The organism is Acidisphaera sp. L21 (genome assembly GCF_009765685.1).
Taxonomy (GTDB): Bacteria; Pseudomonadota; Alphaproteobacteria; order Acetobacterales; family Acetobacteraceae; genus LMUY01.
Window position 1 is genome coordinate 185,944 of sequence record NZ_LMUY01000145.1, and the last position, 21,846, is coordinate 207,789.

Consider the following 21,846-nt stretch of genomic DNA (forward strand, 5'->3'; position numbering starts at 1 on the left):
CCCTGAATTAACCGATATTGGGCCGTTCTGTGGGAGCGTGCTTGTGACGTCGTGCCCGTATCACTAGGGTGCGCCCGCCACGATCCACCGCCACATTTGGGGAACGCCATGACCGACGATTCGACCCATAAGAGGGTGCTTCTGAAGGTGTCTGGCGAGGCCCTGATGGGCACTCGCGAGTATGGCCTCGACAGCGACACCTTGCTGCGGATCGCCACCGACGTAAAAGACGTCATCGCCCTGGGGCACGAGGTGTGCCTCGTCATTGGCGGCGGCAACATCTTCCGCGGCATCTCTGCCGCTGCCAGGGGGATGGACCGTGCCCAGGCCGACTACATGGGTATGATTGCGACCGTTATGAACGCGCTGGGTGTGCAGAACGCGTTGGAAAAGCTGGGTGTTCCAACCCGGGTCCAGTCCGCCATCCCCATGGCCAGCGTGTGCGAGCCGTATATTCGGCGCCGGGCAATGCGCCATATGGAGAAGGGCCGCTGCGTGATTTTCGCGGCCGGCACCGGTAATCCGTTCTTCACCACCGACACGGCGGCTGCCTTGCGTGCCGTCGAAATGAACTGCGACATGCTGCTGAAGGGCACGCAGGTCGATGGCGTCTATGCCGCGGACCCGCGGAAGGACCCGGATGCGGAGCGGTATGAGGAACTGACCTATCACGATGTGCTGGCCCGCGATTTGGCCGTGATGGACGCCGCCGCGATCAGCGTGGCACGTGAGAACGGGCTGCCGATCGTCGTGTTCAACATCCACGCCGCCGGCGCCTTCGCCCAAGTGATGCGCGGTGAGGGGCGATTCACTACTATCATCGAAAAGTCCTAAGAGTTGGGACTGACTTGTAACGAGGTGCAATCGTGCCTGCCGATCTGACTGTTCTGAAGACTGACCTCGCCCGCCGTATGGACGGCGCGATCGAAACGCTGCGCCGCGATTTCGCCGGCCTGCGCACAGGTCGCGCCAGCCCGGCACTGCTGGAGCCCGTGAAGGTGGAGGCCTATGGCTCCGAGGTCCCCATCACCCAGGTGGGCACGATCGGCGTGCCGGAATCCCGCATGATTACCGTGCAGGTCTGGGATAAGACGCTGGTTGGCGCGGTCGAGCGTGCGATCCGGGACTCCGGGCTCGGCCTCAACCCGGCGTCGGATGGTCAGACGGTACGCGTTCCCATTCCGCAGCTGACGGCGGAGCGGCGTGTAGAATTGGCCAAGGCCGCTGGTCGTTACGGCGAGGGCGCTCGTGTCGCCGTGCGCGGCGTGCGCCGCGACGGGATGGAGCAGATCAAGGCGGCCGAGAAGAAGCACGAGATCGGCGAGGATGAAGCGAAGACCTGGTCCGAAGACGTGCAGAAGCTAACCGATCAGTACATCAAGCGCATCGACGAGGCCCTCGTCGACAAAGAGCGCGAGATCAAGCAGGTATAGGTCGGCATCGTAACTGAGGAGCGGGGTCCGAAGTGAACGTGCAGCCCAATCGTGCCACATTGGAGGCAGCAGCGCTCCCAGTGCCCGTCCATGTCGCCATTATTATGGATGGCAATGGGCGCTGGGCCACTGGGCGGGGGCTGCCGCGGATCGCCGGTCATCGGGCGGGGGCCCAGGCGGTCCGCCGCACGATCGAGGCCGCAATTGAGAGCGGGGTCGGTTGGCTGACGCTTTACGCCTTCAGTAGCGAGAATTGGCGCCGCCCGCAGGCAGAGGTCCTCGACCTCACTGGGCTGCTGCGCCACTATATCCGCCAGGAACTGGCCGAGTTGAAAGCCCAGGGTGTCCGACTGCGGATCCTGGGTGACCGCAACCGGTTCGACGCCGATATCTGCGCCGATCTGGACCGGGCCGAGGCCGAGACAAGGGCGAACAGCCGGCTCAACCTGAACGTCGCCTTGTCCTACGGCGCCCGGTCCGAGATCGTGGCAGCGGCCCGCCTGGCGGCCGAAGCGGTGCGCGACGGCACGTTAAACCTTGCCGATCTGGACGAGACGGCGTTTGCCCGGCTGCTCTCCACTGCCGGAATGCCCGACCCGGACCTGGTCATTCGCACCAGCGGGGAGCACCGGCTGAGCAACTTCCTGCTGTGGCAGTCGGCCTATGCCGAACTGGTCTTCACCGACGTGCTATGGCCGGATTTCGGGCCGGCCGAGTTCGCCGCTGCCCTGGCCGAGTTCAGCCGCCGCGAACGGCGGTTCGGGGCCCGTCCTGGCTGAGCAAGCGAAAGGGTCGCGTTGGGCGGACCTGCGGCTGCGTGTGGTTTCGGCATCGGTCCTAGGCCCACTCGTCCTGCTATGCGCATGGCTCGGCGGCTGGCCGCTGGCGGTGATGCTGCTGGTGGGCTTTGCCGGCGTGGTTTGGGAGTGGGCGGTCATGTGCCGCCGCCACCCGATTCCGCTGGCCCTGGGCGTGCTATACGCCGCCGCTGCCCTGGCCGCGCTATGGGCCGTGAGCGATATCTTGGGCGCGCGCGGCGTATTTTTCATTCTTATTGTTGTTTGGTGCAGTGATATCGGCGCCTACGTGGCCGGCCGCCTGATCGGAGGGCGCCGTTTGGCACCCTCGATTTCCCCGGGTAAAACCTGGAGCGGCGCTGTTGGCGGCTTGGCGGCGGCGATAGCGGGAGGAATTGTGATAGCGGGACTGAGCGTTTGGGCCGGGTTGGCTGCGGCGATCCTCGGCGTGGCGTCCCAATTGGGTGATTTGGGTGAGAGTGCTGTGAAGCGCCATTATAAGGTGAAGGATTCGGGCCGGCTCATCCCCGGCCATGGCGGCATGCTCGATCGGCTGGATGGTTTGATGGCCGCAGCGCTGGTCGCCGGGCTGGCTCTGGCCGCGTTCGCCGCGATTTCCCAAACCGGGTTGCCCCGGCCATGAGAAGCATTAGCGTGTTGGGCAGCACCGGTAGCGTCGGGTGCAGCACGGTTGATTTGCTGCTTTCCCATCGCGACCGGTTCCAGGTCCGCTGCCTCACGGGTGGGCGGAATGTGGCCGTGCTCGCGCAGCAGGCCATTGCCCTTGGTGCCGACTTGGCTGTGATCGGCGACCCAACACAGCATGCAGCGCTGACCGAGGCCTTGTCGGGCCATCCGATCCGCGTCGCGTCCGGCAACGATGCGGTGACGGAGGCGGCTTCCATTCCGGTCGACTGGACTATGGCGGCGATTACCGGGGCGGCCGGGTTGCCCTCGACCCTGGCGGCGATCCGCCGTGGCGGCGCTATCGCGTTCGCCAACAAGGAGGCGCTGGTCTGCGCCGGGGAGATCATGCTGCAGGCTGTTCGCGACGCGGGCGCGACGCTGCTGCCGGTCGATTCCGAGCATAACGCGATCTTCCAGGCGATGGCCGAGCAGAATGGCCGCGCAGTGGAGCGCATCGTGCTCACCGCATCTGGTGGTCCGTTTCGCACCGCGACGCTCGCGGAGATGAAGGCCGCCACGCCCGAGGCCGCCCTGCGCCACCCCGTTTGGTCGATGGGTGCCAAGATCAGCATCGATTCGGCGACCATGTTCAATAAAGGGCTGGAACTGATCGAGGCCGCACGCCTGTTCGATCTGCCAGAATCGCAGGTGGACGTGCTGATCCACCCGCAATCGGTGGTGCACGGCATGGTCTGCTACAGTGACGGCAGCGTATTGGCGCAGCTGGGCAGCCCGGATATGCGCATCCCCATCGCCCACACCCTGGCTTGGCCGGAGCGTCTGTCCACCAACTCGCCCCGGCTAAACCTGGCCAAGGTCGCCAAGCTGGAGTTCGAGGATCCTGATATGGTTCGGTTCCCCGCTCTCCGCCTATCCCGCGATGCCTTGCGAGCGGGCGGTGGCGCACCCACAATCCTGAATGCTGCCAATGAAGTGGCGGTGGCCGCCTTCCTCGACCGTCGCATCGGCTTTTTGGACATCGCCGGGATTGTCGAGGCCGTGCTGGACCAGATGGGCGCACCACACGCCACGTCGCTGGAGGAGGTTATGGCATTGGACCAGACCGGCCGCCGGCTTGCGGCAGAGCACGTCGTGAACACCAGCGCGCGCCCGGCTGCGTAGGAATTCGGAATGATGATTTTGCCCGACGCATTACGGACCGTTATCTCCTTCCTCGTCGTCCTCGGCGTGTTGGTGTTCATCCACGAGATGGGTCACTACCTCGCCGCCCGCTGGCGCGGCGTGCATGTGGAGGCATTCTCCATCGGCTTCGGCAAGCCGTTTGCCCGTTGGACCGATCGCGTCGGCACCGAATGGCGGCTGTGCTGGCTGCCCCTTGGTGGCTATGTGAAGTTGCACGGCCAGGAACGGCCGGAAGATGTATCGGACGAAGTGCGTGCCGGGTGGCAGCACGGTCGCACGTTCCACGAGAAATCCGTCGTGTCCCGGGCCATCGTTGTCGCAGCCGGCCCGGTCGCTAACTTCCTGCTGGCGGCAGTGTTGTTCAGCGTGATGTTCGCCATCCAGGGCGAGCCTGGGGATCCTGTAGTCCAGCAGGTGATGGCGAACTCTCCCGCGGCAAGCGCGGGGTTCAAGTCTGGCGACCACATCGTGCAGATCAACGATCGTAAAATCAACAACTTCGAAGACATCGTTCGCATTATCTCAGTCAGCCCCGGCAAGCCGCTGCAGGTGCAGATCCTACGGGATGGCGCTCCGGCGACGCTGGCGGTTGTACCCGCCTCTGTCGACGACGGTGGCGGTGGCAAGCTGGGCGTCCTGGGGATCGGCGGGGCGTTGCGGCCGGTCGGCCCAGTGGGCGCCGTGGTCGATGGCGTGACCCATGTGTGGGACGTCGCAGTGCAGACGCTGGTCGGCGTTTGGCAGATCATCGTTGGGCAGCGCGGCACCTCAGGCCTCGGCGGCCCGCTGAAGATTGCTCAGCTATCGGGGCAGGTAGCGCAGAACGGCATTGGCAGCCTGGTCTCTTTCATCGCGTTGCTGTCGGTGAACCTGGGGCTGATCAACTTGTTCCCGATCCCCATCCTGGATGGCGGTCACCTGGTGTTCTACGCGCTGGAGGCCCTGCGGGGCCGGCCGCTGCCGGCGCGGGCACAGGAATATGGCTTTCGCGCAGGCCTGGCATTGATCGCCTGCTTGTTTCTTTTTGTGACATGGAATGACCTAACCAGCTTTGGTCTCTTTCACTGGGTAGCCGGGTTAATGGGGTGAAATCGCGGTAAACGGGACGCGCGCCCGGTGCTTAAGACCGGTTGTTGCGGCGCGGGCGCCGTGTCTATGGTGCCACGTATGACGAGTTGGTGGTGCGATGGTCTTGGCGACCGGGCAATGTCTGCCTACAAGCGCCCGTCCCGGGGGGATTAAAGCCGTTGTCCCGTATACGCCTTATGCTACTCACCACCGTCTGCATCGCGACGCTTCCGATGGTTCATACCGACGGGGCCCAGGCGCAGACCCGTCGTGCCAACGCGACGCGCCAAGCGGCGGCGCGTTCCCCAACGCGCGCACCCATTCGGTCGGGCGCCGGGATCGCGGCCATCAAGGTGACCGGAAACCAGCGGATCGAACCTGGTACAATCCAGTCGTATATGCTTGTCCAGCCCGGCGATGCGTTTGACCCCGACCGGATCGACCGCAGCCTGAAGACGCTTTACGCCACCGGCCTGTTCAAGGACGTGTCCATCACCCGGGATGGCCAGAACCTGGTCGTCAAGGTGGTCGAGAACCCGATCGTCAATCGCATCGCGTTCGAGGGCAACCACAAGATCGTCGACACCACGCTGCGACCCTTGATGGACCTGCGTCCCCGCGCGGTTTTCACATCTGATCTAGCGCAATCCGACCGGCAGAAGATCTTGGACGCGTATGCCAAGCGCGGCCGTTTCGGCACCACGGTCGAGCCGAAGATCGTCCGCCTCGACCAGAACCGCGTCGACGTCATTTTCGAGATCAACGAGGGTTCGGCGACCCTGGTCAGCAAGATCAGCTTCGTCGGCAACCGCGCCTTCAGCGAGAGCCGCCTGCGTGAAATCATCAGCTCGCGTGAGCAGGCGTTCTACCGCTTCCTCTCCAGCAGCGACACCTATGACCCGGCGCGCATCGACTACGACAAGGAATTGCTGCGCCGTTTCTACCTGAAGAATGGCTACACCGATTTCGAGGTGAAGAACGCCACGGCCGAGTTGGCGCCGGATCGCTCCTCCTTCTTCGTCACCTTCACCATGACCGAGGGCGCGCAATACTCCGTCGGCTCGATCAGCATCGACTCCAAGCTGCGCAACCTGAACGGCGCCGACCTGCTGCAGTATGTCGAGCAGCAGAAGGGCGAGATCTATGACGGTGAGGCCGTCGAGCGTTCGGTGACGGCGCTGCAGGACGCGGCCCAGGCGCGGGGCTACAACTTTGTGCTCGTGCGGCCCCGTATTGCGCGCGACGCCGCCAAGCATACGGTCGATCTCGTGTTCGACGTGACGGAAGGCCCGCGGATTTTCGTCGAGCGCATCGACATCCAGGGTAACACCCGCACCAAGGACAAGGTGATCCGTCGCGAACTGCAGCTTGCGGAAGGCGACGCGTTCAATGCGGCTGCCATTCGCCGCTCGCGCCAGCGGTTGAACGATCTGGGTTATTTCAACACGGTCAACATCACCTCCGCGCCGGGCAGCACCCCGGACAAGGCGATCGTGACGGCCGCGGTGGACGAGAAGGCGACCGGCGAGCTCAGCCTTGGCGGTGGGTTCTCCACCGACGCCGGCGCGTTGTTGAGCGCGGGTTTGCGTGAGAAGAACCTGATCGGCACCGGCATCGATGCCAGCCTGTCGGGCGTGCTCGCGCAGAAGCGGTCGGAGATCAACTTCTCCGCCACCGACCCATACTTCCTGGACCAGAACCTGGTTGCCGGCGTGGACGTGTTCCATGTCGAAAACAACAACCAGTCGATCTCGAACTATAACGAGCGTCGGACGGGGTTCTCCCTGCGCTTGGGCTACGAGATCAACGACCATTTGCGGCAGGCGCTGGCTTACTCGCTGGTTGATCGCAACGTGTACGACGTCACCAACGACGCCAGCTTGTATGTCCAGAACGAGGCCGGCGGCACGCTGCTGTCGCAGATCGGCCAGACGCTCACGCTCGACTATCGAGACAGCCAGACCGATCCGCATACCGGGTTCGTCATCCGGTATGGGTTGGACGTAGCGGGCCTCGGCGGCACGGCGCATTATGTGCGTAACAAGCTGGACGGCACGTACTACATCCCGTTGGAGCGGTTTACCGGCGACAGCGACTGGGGCATCGCGATCTCCGCCGGCGCCGGCTACCTGAATTCGATTGGCAACCACACCGAAAACATCATCGACCGGTTCTTCCTGGGCGGCGACAATTTGCGTGGCTTCCAATCCGGTGGCGCCGGTCCGCACTCGGTTCCGATTCAGGCTGGCGGCATCATCTTCGGTGCCGACAGCGTGGGCGGCAACTTCATCTACACGCAGTCTACCGAGCTCCGCTTTCCCCTGCCGATCTCGGCCGATCTGGGCTTGTCAGGTCGTGCCTTTGTGGACGTGGGTGGGCTGAGCCAGGTGAGCTCGCAAGGGGCGCAGTTTGCCCGCGACTTCTATGGCAACCCGATCCAGGGCGGCGTCACGCAGAAGATCGTCGGCGCGGACAGCCTATCCCCCCGCGTCGGCACGGGTGTGGGCGTTTCTTGGAAGACACCGTTCGGCTTGATCAACATCGACCTGGCGCAGGCTGTGGTCAAAAAGAAGTATGACCAGACCCAGTTCTTCCGGTTCGGCTTCGGCACGAGGTTCTGAATTGAATACCAAATTGACCACCCGCCCGCCCTTCCGCACGGCGCTGTTTGCCGCTGCGGCCCTACTAGCCGGCGTCGGTCAGGCGTCTGCGCAGGGATATTTCATCCCGCCGCAGCATAACGCTGCGCCTGCTGCTCGGCCCGCGACCCCGGCCCCGCGTCCGGCACCCCGCCCTGCTGCCCCCGTGCAGCAGAACCTGCCGCCGCCCCCCCCGGTGCAGATCCAGGGCGGCATGGCTGGCGTGCCCGGCGGCACCGATGCCGTCGACGCGCCGGATCAGCAGGCTGCGGTGCAGCTGCCGAACATCCCCGTGCCGGACCTGCCCGCCCTGCCGAAGGGCGCAACCCCGCCTGCCGCCGTCATCGGCGTGCTCGGCGTGCCGGAGATCATGCGCGCCGCCACTGCCTCCCAGCAGGTGGAGAAGGTGATAGGCGAACGGCGTGAGAAGCTGAACGAGGACGCCCAAAAGGAGCAGGCTGCCTGGCGCGACCTGCAGCAGCAGCTCGCAGCACAGCGCGGGTCGATGTCGCCCGACCAGGTTCGCGCCAAGGAGCGGGAGCTGCAGGAGCGTATCACCAACGCGCAGAAGAGCTTCCGTGATCGCAACCGCATCATCCAGGAGACGGCGCAGTACTCGCTCAGCCAGATCGAGCGGACGCTGATCGGTGTCATTCGTCAAGTTGCGGAGAGCCGGGGCATGAACCTGGTGCTGCACCGGGCTCAGGTCGCCTTGAACATCAACGAGTTCGACATCACCGACCAGGTGACGCAGCAGATGAACAAGGTGATGCCGTCGGTCACCATCCCGCCGGATGGCGTCTCACCTTTGGCCCAGGCCCAGGCTGCTACCCCGGCGACGCCTGCGACACCCGCCTCGGCGCCCCCGACTGCGCCACCAGCCAAGCGGTAACAGGCTGTGACCGCGGCTAGCGCAGGCGACGCGCGGTTCTTCCATCGCACAGGCCCGCATGCTGTCTCTGCCGTGGCAGAGGCGGCAGGCGTGGCCGTGGCGGGGGATTTGATGCTGCACGGCGTGGCACCGCTCCAGGCCGCTGGTCCGGAGCATGTGAGCTTCCTCGACAACAAGCAGTATGTACCGCTGCTTGAAGCGACGCGTGCGGGTGCAGTGATCGTGCACCCCAATATGGCTGCACGGGTGCCCGCGACGACGATCGCGATCGTGACGCCAGAGCCATATCTCGGTTGGGCTCGCGCGGCCGCCCTGTTTTACCCGGCGCCACCGGCCAAGCCGGGCATCCATCCCTCCGCCGTCGTCGACCCAGCCGCGACTGTGGACCCAACGGCCGAGATCGGGCCGCTCGCGGTGATTGGCGCCGGGGCCGAAATCGGTGCGTCCTGCCGGATCGGTCCGGGCGCCGTAATCGGCGAGGGCGTGCAGATGGGGCCGCATTGCCGGGTCGGGGCTTTGGCCTCCATCAGCCATGCGATTCTAGGCGCGCGGGTCTATGTCTACACCGGCGCCCGGATCGGGCAGGACGGATTTGGCTTCGCCGTTGGGCCTGCCGGCTTTGTCACCGTGCCGCAATTGGGCCGCGTCGTGCTGGAAGACGACGTAGAAGTCGGGGCCAACAGCACAATCGACCGTGGATCGACTCAGGATACCGTGATCGGGGTTGGCTCCCGCCTCGACAACCTGGTGCAGATCGGTCACAACGTCCGCCTCGGGCGCTGCTGCATTGTTGTGTCGCAGGCGGGGATTTCTGGTTCCACCGTGTTAGAGGATTTCGTGGTGGTTGCGGCGCAGGCGGGCCTTACTGGCCATCTTCGGATCGGGGCCAAGGCACGTGTCGGCGCCCAATCTGGAGTTATGCGGGATGTTGCGGCAGGGGCCGACGTACTGGGCGCGCCCGCCGTGCCGGTGCGCGAATTCTTTCGCAGTGTCGCCGTATTACGCAAGTTGACAGCCCGCCCCGCCAAGGGGGAAGCGTAAGCGTGGATAGCATTCAGCCGCCTGTGACCTTCGAAACGCTGGATATCGCGCGCATCATGCACGACATCCCGCATCGCTACCCGATGCTGATGATCGATCGGGTCGTGGACGTCATCCTGGATCACTCCGCCATCGGCGTGAAAAACGTCTCGGTGGACGAGCCATTCTTCCAGGGCCATTTCCCCAACCATCCCGTCATGCCCGGCGTGCTGATCATCGAGAGCATGGCGCAGACCGCGGCCGTGCTGGTGGTGGAAACGCTGGGTGGGGATGCGGCCGGCAAGCTGGTGTATTTCATGACGATCGAGAGCGCGAAGTTCCGCCGCCCGGTCGTGCCGGGCGATCAGCTGCGCCTGCGCGTCGTGAAGGAGCGGCGGCGCGCCAATGTGTGGAAATTCCACGGCGTCGGCACGGTCGACGGCGTTTCGGTGGCGGAGGCGACGTTCGCCGCCATGATCATGGATCGCCAGACGCCCAGCGAATAAGACCGGCGTAACAACACGTGTTTTGGCGAACTCGGCAATGCCGTCGCATGGTTGCCCCGGCTGCAAGGATTCACCCATGTTATGTTCCCTAGCCAGGGCGGAGCGGTTTTGACCATCCATCCCACTGCCATTGTTGCGCAAGGCGCCAGGGTTGCCCCCGATGCGACCATCGGCCCGTGGTGCTCCATCGGTCCGGACGTGGAGATCGGCCCGGGCGCGACGCTGGTGAGCCACGTCGTGGTCGATGGCCATACCAGCATCGGCGATGGCGCGGTACTGTATCCGTTCTGTACCGTCGGGCTTGCGCCACAGGACCTGAAGTACAAGGGTGAGCCGACGCGCTGCGAAATCGGCGCGCGCACCCAGATCCGCGAGCATTGCACCATTCATCGCGGCACGGTGACGGGCACGGGCATCACTCGCGTCGGCGCCGACTGCCTGCTGATGGCCGTCGTCCACGTGGCGCATGATTGCGAACTGGGGAACGGCGTCATCATCGCCAATAACGTGGTGATGGGCGGTCATGTGGAAATTGGTGATGGCGCCGTCATCGGTGGCGCCGCGGCGCTGCACCAGTTCGTGCGGATCGGCCGGGCTGCCATGGTCGGCGGCGTCTCTGGCGTCGAGGCGGACGTCATTCCCTTCGGCAGCGTTATCGGCAACCGGGCGCGCTTGGCGGGCCTGAATGTGATCGGCCTGCGCCGCCGCGGCGTAGACAAGGCCGGGCTGCATACGATCCGCGCTGCGTTCCGCACGCTCTTCGGGTCGGAGGGTGTGTTCGCCCAGCGGCTGGAAACAGTGCGTGCCCAATATGCCGACCAGCCCTTGGTGATGGAGATGGTGGCCTTCGCCAGCGTCCACAGCAAACGTGGCCTGATCCGCACCGCGCCCCTCGCGACCGAGGAAGAGGGCTGACCCCATGACTGCCGGGCCGGCCCCAAAGGAGGGCGCCCCGCTGGGCATCATCGCAGGGGGTGGCCCGCTGCCGGGCCGTGTGGCGGAGGCGGCGATTGCGGCCGGGCGCCCGGTGTTCATCGTGGCGCTGGACGGCTTCGCCGAACCGGTGGTCGTGGCGCCGTTTCCCAATGCCCCCGCTCGTTTGGGCGCTGCCGGGCGCATCCTGGAACTGCTTCGCACCCACCAGTGCCGTGACATCGTATTGGTCGGACCGGTCCGCCGCCCCTCCCTGCTACATCTCCGCCCAGACGCCGAGGGCGCCCGGCTGCTGGCCCGCATTGGCCGTGCCGCCTTCGCCGGGGACGACGGATTCCTTGCCGCCATCGTGAAGGTGCTCGGCGACGAAGGCTTTCGCGTCCTCGGCGCACACGAGGTGCTGACGGAGGCGATCGGCCCCCGCGGCCTGCTGTCCCGCGCCGTGCCGGATGCGGAGGCAACGGCCGATATTGCCCGTGCCGTAGCCGTGGTGCGAGCGCTGGGCCAGGTGGATGTCGGCCAGGGCTGCGTTGTGCAGCAGGGCATCGTGCTGGCGGTGGAGGCGATCGAGGGCACGGATGCCATGGTTACCCGCGCCGCCGGGCTCAGCCGCCCTGGGCCAGGCGGTGTTCTGGTCAAGCTGGTGAAACCGGGGCAGGATCGCCGTGCAGATTTACCAACGATCGGCCCTCGCACGATCGACATTGCTGCTGCAGCCGGCCTACGGGGGATTGCGTTCGAGGCAGGCGGCACCTTGTTTACCGACCGGGCGGACTGCGTGGCCCGGGCGGATGCGGCCGGGCTGTTCCTGCTCGGCCTGGACCCACACACCGGAGAGGCGTCATGAGCCGTTATCTGCACACGATGATCCGCGTTCTGGATCTCGACAAATCAGTCGCGTTCTACACCACCCTCATGGGCATGAAGGAACTTCGCCGCCGCGACGTGCCCGGCGGCCGCTACACCCTGGCCTTCGTCGGCTACGGCGCCAATCCCGACCAGGCGGAGATCGAGCTGACGCATAACTGGGACCAGAAGACCCCTTACGAGGTTGGCACCGGCTTCGGTCACCTGGCTGTCGGCGTGCCGGACGTGGCCGCGTCGTGCGAGGCGGTAAAGGCTGGCGGCGGCAAGGTGACGCGGCCTGCCGGCCCGGTGCAGCACGGCACCACCATCATCGCCTTCGTCGAGGACCCCGATGGCTACAAGATCGAGCTGATCCAACGCGAAAGCTGATCCCTTCGCTCACCGACCTGGTCGGTGGCACCGTTCGTATTGGTGTCACCGGCCTGGCGCGGGCCGGCAAGACCGCATTCTTGACCTCGCTGGCGGCCAATCTGCTGGCGATGGGCGCGGGCGTGCCGGTGTTGCCGGCGCTGTCGGCACGTTTGGGTGGCAGGCGATTGGGCGTGCGCCTGGCCTCGATCGGTGCTGGCCCAGTGCCGCGCTTCGACGAGGGGGCGCATCTGCAGGCCCTGGCCGCCGACCCGCCATCCTGGCCTGCGCGCACCGGGGCGGTCTCGCTGCTCGCACTGGACCTGACGGTGCCGCGTTCGGGCCTCGCCGGCAGTCTGCCGCCACGGGTGCTGCGCTTGGAGTTGCTGGACTATCCCGGCGAATGGCTGCTGGATCTGCCCCTGCTGGCGGTGGAGTTTGCGGCCTGGTCGGACGGTGTGCTGCGCCGGTTGGAGGGCGCGGACGCTGCAAAGCCATTTCTGCAATTCCTTGCCGGCCTGCCAGGCACTGCCCCGCGGGACGAGGCGCTGGCCGCGACCGGCCATCGCCTGTATCGCGAGGCGATGCACCGGCTGCGCGATGAGGACGGCATGGTCTTCCTGCAACCAGGTCGCTTCCTGATGCCGGCGCCAGGGGCCGAGCCACCCTGGATCGGCTTCTTCCCGATGCGCGGCCGAGGTGGCCTGGCCAGCCTGCTAACCGACCGATACGACGCCTATCGCGACTCGGTGCGGGAGGGATTGGTGTCGCCGCTCTTTGGCCATCTGGATCGGATGGTGGTGCTGGCCGATCTGCTGACGGCGCTGCACACCGGGCGGGACAGCTTCGCCGACGCGCAGGCGGCGCTGACGGCGGCGGCCGGGGCGCTGCGCTGGCGGGCGTCGTTTACCGAAACCATCGCGGCATTGTTCAGCCTGCGCCGCCCGCCGCCGGTCATCCGCCGGGTCGCCTATGCCGCGACCAAGGCCGACCACGTCGCCAGCCGGCAGCGCGGCAATTTGCGGGCGCTGATCGCGGCGCTGACGCCGGGTGGCGGCGATGTGGAAACGCGGCATTTCGCCATCAGCTCGATCCGCTGCACGGAGGACGCGACGATGAAACTGGACGGGCGCGCCGTGTCCGCCGTACGGGGGCGGATCGCCGGGCAGGGCGTAGGGTTGTCCTACCCCGGCGAGGTGCCGGACGCGCCACCGGATGACACGTTCTGGGCCGGTGAGTTCTTCGACCTGCCAGCGTTCGAGCCGACGCGCCTCCCCGGTGCCGGCCGTGCGGGCGTCCCGCATATCGAGTTGGATGCCCTGCTCACCTTCCTACTGGACGATTTGCTATGAGGCCGCCCGGCCCCCGCGTGATCATCGAGGACGCGACAGCCCCGCGGCTGGATCCAGAGATGCCGGTGGCCGAGGCGCTGGTCGACCCGGCGCCCCGCGCCGGTGGCGCCACACTGGCGCTTGCGGGCGTTGCGGTGCTGGTCGTTGGGCTGGCCGCGCTGCAGACGGGCAATTTCGTCCTGTCGCAATTCGACCGTGCGGCCTGGCTGGGTTGGGTGACGTTGGCGGTCGCCGTCGCCGGGTTTGGGCTGTTGTTTGCATCGATCTGGCGCGAATTGCGCGGGCTGTTCGCATTGGGCCGCGTAGATCGCTTGCGTGCAGCGCTGGGCAGCGGGGAGGCCGGCCGGATCCACGCAGCCGCCCGCCGCTGGGCCGCAACCCTGCCCGAGGCCGAAACGCTGGTCCCCGCCATCGATGCGGCGAACGACCCCGATGCCATCATCGCCCTGCTGCGCGCCGGCCCGGCGGCCAATCTGCGCGCCCGGTCGGATGCGCTGGGCCGCAGTGCGGCGTTCCAAATGGCGGCCGGCATCGCGGCCACGCCAGCCCCGGCGCTGGCCGTGCTGCTGGTGAGTTGGCGCGGCATTCGCCTGGTGCGCCAGGTGGCGGCGCTGCACGGCATGCGCCCGGGCCTACTCGGCACGCTGGGGCTGGTTCGGCGCAGTGTGCTGGCGGCCGGGTTGGTCGCCGGGTCGGAGGCCGCGATCAACGCCGCCGCCCACGCCCTGCTGTCCAATCCGTTGCTGACGCATGCGCTGGGCGAAATGGCCGGCGCCGGGATCGCCGCGCGCCGCATGGTGCTTCTGGCGCGATCGACCGCCGCCGCCTGCAATCCCCTGCCACCCGAATAACTCAGCGCGTGTCGTAGCCGACGGCGTGCGGCAGGGCGAGCGCCAGGTCGGGCACGAAGGTGACGATCAGCAGAACCAGAATCATCGTGAGGATGAAAACCGGTATTTCGCGGAAGATCTCACCAAGCGGCGTACCGGTGAGGCCCTGCACCACGAACAGCAGCAGGCCGTGCGGCGGCAGGGCCAGCCCTACCATCATGTTCACCACCACGACGACGCCGAAATGCACCGGGTCGATGCCGATGCCTTGCGCGACCGGCACCAGCAGCGGCACCACGACCAGCAGGATGGTGACTTCGTCGATCACCACCGCCAGCACCAGCATCAGCAGGTTGATGCACAATAGAAATCCGGTGGCGGATAGGTTCAGGCTCAGCAGCAGCGCCTGCAACGCGCCCGGCACACCTTCATTGGCGATGGCGTAGTTGAATACGAAGGCGCCGGACATGATGAGCCCGATGGATGCCGTGGTGCGCACCGTGTCGCGGATCACTGGGATGAGAGCTGGCAGACGCAGCGTGCGATACACCACCAGGCTGAGCACGAGCGCATAGGCCGCTGCGATGGCGGCGGCCTCGGTCGGCGTGGCGATGCCGGAATAGATGATCCCCAGCAGCAGCCCGGGCAGCGCCAGCGGTGGCAGCGCGCGCCAGAGCAGGCGGGGCATTGCGGAAAACGGCGTCGGCGCCTCGCGCGGAAAGTCCCGGCGCCGCGCGATGATGCCGATGGCCACCATCAAGGCGCCCGCCATCAGCATCGCCGGTACCAGCCCCGCCAGGAACATTGCGCCAACCGAGGTATTGGCAATCAGCGAGTAAAAGATCATCGGGATCGACGGTGGCACCAGCGGCCCGATCGTGGCCGATGCAACGGAGGTGGCGGCGGCGAATCCCGCCGGGTAGCGGCCGCCCTTGGTCATCATGCGTGCCACGATCAGCCCGGGCCCGGCGGCGTCTGCCACGGCACTGCCGCTCATGCCGGAAAACACCAGGTTGGACACCACGTTCAATTGGGCCAGCCCGCCGGGATAGCGGCCGACCAAGGCCAATCCGAACGTGAGCAGCCGCTCGATCACGCCGCTGGCGTTCATCATGTTGGCGACGAAGATGAACAGCGGCACGGCGATCAGCAGGTAGGAATTATACAGCCCGTTCATCGTCTGGTCGACGACCAGGCCCACATCCTGATGCGTCGCGATCAGATACGCGAAGCCACCCGCCAGCATCGACAACCCGATGGGGGAGCCTAAGACCGCCGCACCTAGGAAGACGGCCGCCAGTATGGATAATCCTACGGACATGGCCCGGTCATATTTTAACCTCGTCGCGCCAGTTGGCGCGCGCCAGAGCGACCAAGTGCCACGCGGATCGCACCACCACCGCGGCGACAAACATGCCGAAACAGGCATAGGCCAGGTCCAGCCGCCATTGCAGCACGGGCGTGCGTTCCCGCCAAAGAAACCGCAGGTAATCCACCACGCCGGGCAACGACCAAGCGAACAGGCCGCCCACCAGCAACAAGCGCAATGCGGCAATCACCCGGCGGCCAGCTGGCGGCAAATGCCGGTACAGCAGGTCGAACGCTATTTGGTGGCGGTCCGGCACGATGAAGGCGTTGGTCCAGAAGATCATCCACACGAATAGCACGGTGGACACTTCATCCGCCCACGCCAGCGCGTCCCCGGCGGCGTAGCGCATCACGATTTTCAGCAGAAACACGACGAACACGCAGGCGAACATCGCGCATGCAACCAGCTCGGCCGCCTTGTGCAGAAACTTAGGCAGCGGCAACCCGCTTCATCCAACCGGCATCCCACGCCTTCGCAGCGTCGGAATCGGCGTAGACTTTGTCGGCCAGGGCGCGAAATGGCGCGAGGTCGATCGCATCCACCTGCAGTTTCCGCTCCTTCAGCGCATCGATGATGGATCGTTCGTCCGCCAGACGCCCATCCTGGTTGGCCGCGGCCGCCTTTGCCGCCGCATCCTGCACCACGGCCTGTTGCGCCGGGCTCAGCTTATCCCAGGCGGGTTTGGCGACGTTGATAAACACCGGCTGGATCATGTGCGTGGTCAGCACCACCTGCTGCGTCACCTCGTAAAACTTGGCCGCCGACATGACCGAGAGCGGGTTTTCCTGTCCGTCGATCGTCCCGGTTTTCAGCGCCAAGTACACTTCCGGCATGCCCATCGGCACCGGGCTCACCCCAATGGTGCGGCCCAGCAGCAGCCATTCGGGCCCGGCAGGCATGCGCATCTTCACCCCCGACAAATCCGCTGGCGCGGCGACATGCCGGGCTTGGCGCAAATTCACGTGCCGCGTGCCGAGATACGTCGTGGCTAGGATCACGATGCCCATCTTGTCCGCCACCAGCGCCCGGTAGTCCGTGCCGACAGGGCCATCGAAGACACGTCGCAGATGGTCGTAATCGCGGAACAAATAGGCGCGGTTGAACAGCCCCATTTCCGGGATCTGCTGCGCCACCTCGAACGTGGTCATCGTGCTCATTTCCAGCGTGCCGCGTTGCAGCGCCGGTACCTCCGTCCCTTGCTTGAACAGGGTGGAGGCGGGGAACACGTCGACCTTGATGCCCGCATTCGCCGCGTTCACCGCTTCCTTGAAGCCCTCCAGCGATTTGCTGAGGAAGTCGCTGGGCGGCGCTGCGGTCGACACCCGCAGCGCCGCGGTTTGTGCCCGCGCCACGAACGGGCGAGCCAGCGGAAGTGCGGCGAGACCGGCCAGCAAACTGCGTCGGATGATCACGGCGTACCCCCCTTATTGCGGTGGCTGTATCCGGGTGCTGAGCGTGCCGATGCCCTCGATCGCGGCGTCCACCCGGTCACCCACGGCGAGGAACGTTCCCTTGGGCACGCCCACGCCGGCGGGCGTTCCCGTCAGCAGCACATCACCGGGGTCCAGCGTCATGATGCGGGATGCGATGCTGATCTGCTCGGCGACGGAAAAGATCATCTCGGTGGAGCGACCATTCTGCTTGCGCACGCCGTTTACATCCAGCGTCAGCCCCACATCCTGCGGGTTCGGCAATGCGTCGAATGGCACGATGCGCGGGCCCATCGGGCAGCACGTATCGTTGGCTTTGCCGGCCACCCAATCCAGCTTGTAGAACGTCTCCGGCGCCCGGTTGTGGTCGCGGGCGGAGAAGTCCACCGCTACGGTCCATCCCGCGACATGGGACAGGGCATCCTCCACTACCACGTTGCGTGCGCGCGTGCCGATGACGGCGGCCAGTTCCACCTCCCAATCGAAGGCGTTGGTGCCGATCGGCATAAGCACGGTGTCGCCCTCACCCACCACGGCATTGCGCGGCGGCTTCATGAAGAAGAACAGGCGCTGGTCGGCCTTCTTGGCGCCGGGCATGCCCATTTCCGCCAGGTGGTCGAAGTAGTTGGCCCCGGCGCACAGGATCTTGCCCGGATACAGCAACGGCGCCAGCCGCCGGACTGGGGTCACCAGGTCCGCCTGGTCCACCACCGTGGCCGCATGGGAGAGGGCAGGGGCGGCAACACCCCAGTCTGCGAACAATGCGGCGACACTCTGCATCCCCGGCAGCCCAACGCGCGCCAGCGACGGCGCTAGCGCATACAGCGACCCGGCGACTTCCAGGCACGCCACGGGCGTGCCCGCGCATTCGACGGTCGCTACGGCCCAGGCGGGTGGAATGTCCGTCATGTGAACCCCTGTTCGGCGTTGCCGAACGCTCGGGGTTGGGCGGGAGTCCTGTCAAGGCCGCACCGGCCGGCAGGAATTGCCGGGACCCGGCGTGCATTGCCGGGTAGGCAGAGGCGGTGCACCGATAAAACGGCGGTTTTCCGCCAAATTTCTGTGGCACCGCGCTTGCTGAAGACGTGGCGTGGTTACATCGGTCGCATCATACACATCGACACAGCTGCAGGCGATCGCGCCAACGCGGCTGAGCCAGATGACGATTACGGATTTCGAACAGCTCACGGGTGTGCAGCTGTCCGAACTGTCCGGGAATCAGGTCGCCGCGCTCACCATGCAGCAAATCGCCTCTATCACCACGGCGCAGGTCGGGTTCAGCGCCGGCCAACTCGCGGCGATGAATGGCAACCAATTCTCGGCGTTCGGCCCGGCGGAAATCTCGGTGATGACCCCGGCACAACTTGCCGGGCTCACCGCGGCCGAGTTGCGGTCGATGACGACGACGCAATTGGCCGTGCTGTCGCCCGCGCAAATTGCCGCTCTCTCCCCGGCGTCGATCATGGGGCTGACCACGACGGCGCTCGCCACTCTGTCGGACACGCAATTCGCGGCGCTGACGGCGACGGAGGCGGGTGGCTTGGCGTCCAGCCAGGTTGCCTCACTCTCCACCACCCGCCTCGCCTCGCTCACCACGACGCAGATCGGCGGCCTGTCCGTCACCGGGATGACGGGGCTCAGCACCACGCAACTGGCTGCTTTGTCCGCGTCGCAGGTGGGCGCGATCGCCGGCACCGCAGTCGCCGGCCTGTCCAACACGGTACTGGCGGCGCTGACGCCATCGCAATTCGCCTCGTTCTCGGCGGCGGAGGTGGGAGGGCTGTCCCGGACGCAGGTGGCCGCGCTGGGCACACAGCTCACCTCGCTCAGCAACACGCAACTCGCTGGGTTGACGCCCACCGAAATGGGCTTGCTGAACGCGACGCAGATCGGTGCGCTGCTGCCCTCCCAGTTGGCGACGATGGACCCGGTCCAGATCTCGGGCCTCAGCTCCAGCCAGGTCAGCCTGTTCACTCTGCTGCAATTGAACGCGCTGTCGGCCAACCAGGTGGCCGCATTGGTGCCAACCGCGGTCAAGGGACTGGCCGACACGCAGGCCGCGGCGTTGACCTCCACGCAATTCTCGGCGCTCACCAGCAGCCAGGCAGGCGCGCTGACCACCACCGCCTTTGCCGCGCTCAGCAGCACGCAGCTCGGCGCGCTCAGCACCGCGCAACTCGGCGGCGTGACCACCACGCAGATCGGCGTGCTGACGGAAACCCAGATCGCCACCCTGCCGCTGACGGAGATCGCGGCGCTGACGGTCACACAGCTGAACGGGATGAGCGCCGGCGCCGTCGGGGCGCTGACGACGGACCAGCTTGGCGTGCTGTCCACCAGCCAGATCGCAGCCTTCAGCCGGGGCGGCGTGTCCGGGTTGGGTTCGGCGCAGATCGGGGCGCTGTCGACGGCGCAGCTGGGGGCGTTGCTTCCAGCGCAGTTGGGCGGCCTCACGACGACGCAGATCGGCGCCTTCTCCGCCGGGGAAATCGCGACGCTGACGCCGGCGCAACTCGCGGGCATGACGTCCGCCGCCATTGCCACGCTAAACTCCACGCAGATGGCGGCCGTCACGCCGGCCCAGATCGCCGGGCTCTCGACGGCGGCCATTGCCGGTTTGACCGACATGCAGGCGGCGGCGCTGACGTCGGACCAGGTCGGCGCGTTGACTGCGACGCAAATTGCCGCGTTCTCCACCACCGCCACCGCTGCGCTCACCACGACTGCTTTGCCATGGCTGACCACGACGCAGGTCGCCGGGCTGACCGCCACGGAATTCCGGGCGATGAACACAACGCAGATGGGCGCCTTCACGACCGGCCAGGTGGCCGTGCTCAACATCACCCAGTTGGGCGGCATGGTGGCGGGCAATGTGGGGGCGCTGCTCACCACCCAGATCGCTGCCCTGGCGGTGACGCAGATCGCCGCGTTCAGCACCAACGGGATCCAGGGGCTGCAGGCAAACCAGATCAATGCGCTGAGCCAGACTCAGTTGACGGCGCTAACGACGACCGAGCTCGGAGGGCTCACTAGCGCGCAGATCGGCTATTTCGCACCGAGCCAGATCGCCTCGCTGGCGACCGGCCAGGTGCGTGGGTTGAACTCCGGCGACATGGCGGCGCTGACCAACGATCAGCTTGCGGCGCTGACCCCGGCGCAGCTGACCTGGGTCACCACCTCGGCGCTGGGCGGCCTGTCAGATCTGCAGACGGCAGCGCTGACGTCGGACCAATTGGCGGTGTTGACGCCGAAGCAAGTGGCTGGGCTTTCCACGACCGGCATCACCGGCCTGTCCACCGGACAGGTCGCCTCGCTCAGCACCGCGCAAGTGGGGGCGATGTCCTACACCCAGTTACGGATGCTGGTGGATACGCAGATCGCCTCGCTCAGCCCGGCCGATATCGCCACGCTCAGCACGACACAGATTTCCGGCCTATCGGTGGCAGCGGTGGGGCTGCTGTCGACCTCGCAGCTGGCCGCGCTGTCGCCGCTGCAGATGACCGGGTTCCTGACGACGAACATGCAGGGCTTCACGTCGACGCAGATCGGCGCGCTGGCGCCCACGCAGTTGGCGGCGCTGACAGTGACGGAGATGGGCGCGCTGACGGCGATCCAGATGGGCGGCTTGGCCACCACCCAGATTGCCGCCCTGTCCACCAGCCAGATGCAGGGGTTGGGCTCGGTCGCCATCGGGGCTTTGACGACCGCGCAATTGGCGGCGTTGTCGCCCAGCCAGATGGCCTGGGTCGGGGTCGGCGGCATTGCCGGGCTGTCCGATACGCAGGCGGGCGCCCTCACCACGGCGCAGCTCGCCGCGTTGTCCACCAGGCAAGTTGCCTCGCTATCCGCCCTGGGCTTGTCCGGCATCAGCACGGGGCAGATCGCGGCCCTGTCCACGACACAGGTTGGCGCGTTGACAGCGGCGCAATTGCGTTCGCTGGCGGATACGCAGATCGCGGCGCTGACGCCGGTGCAGGTTGCCTCGCTCACGACGACGGAGATATCGGTCCTCACCAGCACCGATGTCGGCGATTTCACCACCAGCCAGCTTGCCGCGCTCACCACCGTGCAAATCGGCGCACTGGTCACCACCAACGTGCTGGGGCTGACGGCAACGCAGTTGGGCACGCTGGCGCCGACCCAATTGGCCGCGTTCACAGCAACCGAACTGGGTTGGCTGAGCACCGACCAGATCAGCAATCTCTCCGACGCGCAAATGACGGCATTGTCCACCACGCAGCTTCGCGGCTTTCGCGCGACCAGCCTGGGCGCGCTCAGCAACGATCAGCTGGCTGCCCTGTCCACCAGCCAAATCGCCAACCTGACCGTGACGAGCCTGGCCGGTTTGTCGGACACTCAGGCTGCCGGGCTGTCCCCGGCGCAAATGGCCGCGTTGACCACGCGGCAGGTTGCTTCCCTACCGGCGCTGGCCTTGTCGGGGCTGACGACGACGCAGATGAGCGGGCTGTCCACCGCACAGGTCGCCGCGATGACCCCGACCGAAATCCGGGTGCTGGCCGACACGCAGCTGG

Annotated in this window: 20 protein-coding genes; 16 read left to right on the top strand and 4 right to left on the bottom strand. The window is 66.3% G+C overall.

Annotated features, from left to right (window positions below; all coding sequences use genetic code 11):
- The first annotated feature begins 108 nt into the window (after nt 1-108).
- The 15 genes from pyrH (at nt 109) to GSQ76_RS27430 (ending at nt 14,536) form a co-directional block, all read left to right on the top strand.
- A complete protein-coding gene (gene pyrH / locus GSQ76_RS27360) occupies nt 109-834 on the top strand; it encodes a UMP kinase (RefSeq protein ID WP_158747228.1) in 726 nt (241 codons plus the stop codon).
- 77 nt (nt 835-911) lie between these two features.
- A complete protein-coding gene (frr, locus tag GSQ76_RS27365) occupies nt 912-1,433 on the top strand; it encodes a ribosome recycling factor (protein WP_216851335.1) in 522 nt (173 codons plus the stop codon).
- Between the two features lie 104 nt (nt 1,434-1,537).
- On the top strand, nt 1,538-2,212 hold the full coding sequence (gene uppS / locus GSQ76_RS27370; protein WP_158747415.1) for a polyprenyl diphosphate synthase: 675 nt from the start codon (nt 1,538-1,540) through the stop codon (nt 2,210-2,212).
- A gap of 40 nt (nt 2,213-2,252) precedes the next feature.
- Nucleotides 2,253-2,873 carry a phosphatidate cytidylyltransferase gene (locus tag GSQ76_RS27375; RefSeq protein ID WP_254070667.1) on the top strand — a complete coding sequence of 207 codons (621 nt, stop codon included), beginning with the start codon at nt 2,253-2,255 and terminating at the stop codon, nt 2,871-2,873.
- Nucleotides 2,870-4,039, top strand: coding sequence for a 1-deoxy-D-xylulose-5-phosphate reductoisomerase (dxr, locus tag GSQ76_RS27380; RefSeq protein ID WP_158747231.1), 1,170 nt, complete (start codon nt 2,870-2,872; stop codon nt 4,037-4,039). Before GSQ76_RS27375 ends, dxr begins: the two co-directional genes overlap by 4 nt.
- Nucleotides 4,040-4,051: 12 nt before the next feature.
- Entirely contained in the window at nt 4,052-5,149 is a 1,098-nt protein-coding gene (gene rseP / locus GSQ76_RS27385; RefSeq protein WP_174247416.1) for an RIP metalloprotease RseP, read from the top strand.
- Nucleotides 5,150-5,307: 158 nt separating this feature from the next.
- Nucleotides 5,308-7,749, top strand: a complete 2,442-nt coding sequence (gene bamA / locus GSQ76_RS27390) for an outer membrane protein assembly factor BamA (protein ID WP_256367028.1) — start codon at nt 5,308-5,310, stop codon at nt 7,747-7,749.
- Nucleotides 7,750-7,762: 13 nt separating this feature from the next.
- Nucleotides 7,763-8,659 (top strand): OmpH family outer membrane protein, encoded by an 897-nt coding sequence (locus GSQ76_RS27395; protein WP_254070668.1) that lies wholly within the window; start codon nt 7,763-7,765, stop codon nt 8,657-8,659.
- Nucleotides 8,660-8,665: 6 nt separating this feature from the next.
- The gene (lpxD, locus tag GSQ76_RS27400) at nt 8,666-9,700 is read left to right on the top strand and encodes a UDP-3-O-(3-hydroxymyristoyl)glucosamine N-acyltransferase (protein WP_158747232.1); all 1,035 of its coding nucleotides are present in this window, start codon (nt 8,666-8,668) and stop codon (nt 9,698-9,700) included.
- 2 nt (nt 9,701-9,702) lie between these two features.
- Nucleotides 9,703-10,185: a 3-hydroxyacyl-ACP dehydratase FabZ gene (gene fabZ, locus GSQ76_RS27405; RefSeq protein ID WP_254070669.1), complete on the top strand. Its 483-nt coding sequence runs from the start codon at nt 9,703-9,705 to the stop codon at nt 10,183-10,185.
- 81 nt (nt 10,186-10,266) lie between these two features.
- Entirely contained in the window at nt 10,267-11,100 is an 834-nt protein-coding gene (gene lpxA, locus GSQ76_RS27410) for an acyl-ACP--UDP-N-acetylglucosamine O-acyltransferase (protein ID WP_158747233.1), read from the top strand.
- A gap of 4 nt (nt 11,101-11,104) precedes the next feature.
- Complete coding sequence (locus GSQ76_RS27415) at nt 11,105-11,965, top strand: LpxI family protein (RefSeq protein ID WP_158747234.1); 861 nt, start codon at nt 11,105-11,107, stop codon at nt 11,963-11,965.
- Nucleotides 11,962-12,354, top strand: coding sequence for a lactoylglutathione lyase (gene gloA, locus GSQ76_RS27420; RefSeq protein WP_158747235.1), 393 nt, complete (start codon nt 11,962-11,964; stop codon nt 12,352-12,354). Before GSQ76_RS27415 ends, gloA begins: the two co-directional genes overlap by 4 nt.
- An 80-nt stretch (nt 12,355-12,434) precedes the next feature.
- Nucleotides 12,435-13,685, top strand: a complete 1,251-nt coding sequence (locus GSQ76_RS27425) for a YcjX family protein (RefSeq protein WP_174247408.1) — start codon at nt 12,435-12,437, stop codon at nt 13,683-13,685.
- On the top strand, nt 13,682-14,536 hold the full coding sequence (locus tag GSQ76_RS27430; protein WP_158747237.1) for a DUF697 domain-containing protein: 855 nt from the start codon (nt 13,682-13,684) through the stop codon (nt 14,534-14,536). Before GSQ76_RS27425 ends, GSQ76_RS27430 begins: the two co-directional genes overlap by 4 nt.
- Nucleotide 14,537: 1 nt before the next feature.
- On the opposite strand, the gene GSQ76_RS27435 is transcribed toward GSQ76_RS27430, so the two are convergent.
- The 4 genes from GSQ76_RS27435 to GSQ76_RS27450 are packed head-to-tail and all read right to left on the bottom strand — an operon-like array spanning nt 14,538 to nt 18,223.
- Nucleotides 14,538-15,836 carry a TRAP transporter large permease gene (locus GSQ76_RS27435; protein WP_158747238.1) on the bottom strand — a complete coding sequence of 433 codons (1,299 nt, stop codon included), beginning with the start codon at nt 15,834-15,836 and terminating at the stop codon, nt 14,538-14,540.
- A 7-nt stretch (nt 15,837-15,843) separates the two neighbouring features.
- The gene (locus GSQ76_RS27440; protein ID WP_158747239.1) at nt 15,844-16,326 is read right to left on the bottom strand and encodes a TRAP transporter small permease; all 483 of its coding nucleotides are present in this window, start codon (nt 16,324-16,326) and stop codon (nt 15,844-15,846) included.
- The gene (locus tag GSQ76_RS27445) at nt 16,313-17,296 is read right to left on the bottom strand and encodes a DctP family TRAP transporter solute-binding subunit (RefSeq protein ID WP_158747240.1); all 984 of its coding nucleotides are present in this window, start codon (nt 17,294-17,296) and stop codon (nt 16,313-16,315) included. Before GSQ76_RS27445 ends, GSQ76_RS27440 begins: the two co-directional genes overlap by 14 nt.
- 12 nt (nt 17,297-17,308) lie before the next feature.
- On the bottom strand, nt 17,309-18,223 hold the full coding sequence (locus GSQ76_RS27450) for a fumarylacetoacetate hydrolase family protein (protein ID WP_158747241.1): 915 nt from the start codon (nt 18,221-18,223) through the stop codon (nt 17,309-17,311).
- A gap of 250 nt (nt 18,224-18,473) precedes the next feature.
- On the opposite strand from GSQ76_RS27450, the gene GSQ76_RS27455 reads away from it, so the two are divergent.
- Nucleotides 18,474-21,846: hypothetical protein (locus tag GSQ76_RS27455; protein ID WP_216851322.1), on the top strand; the 3,373-nt coding region annotated here is incomplete at its 3' end.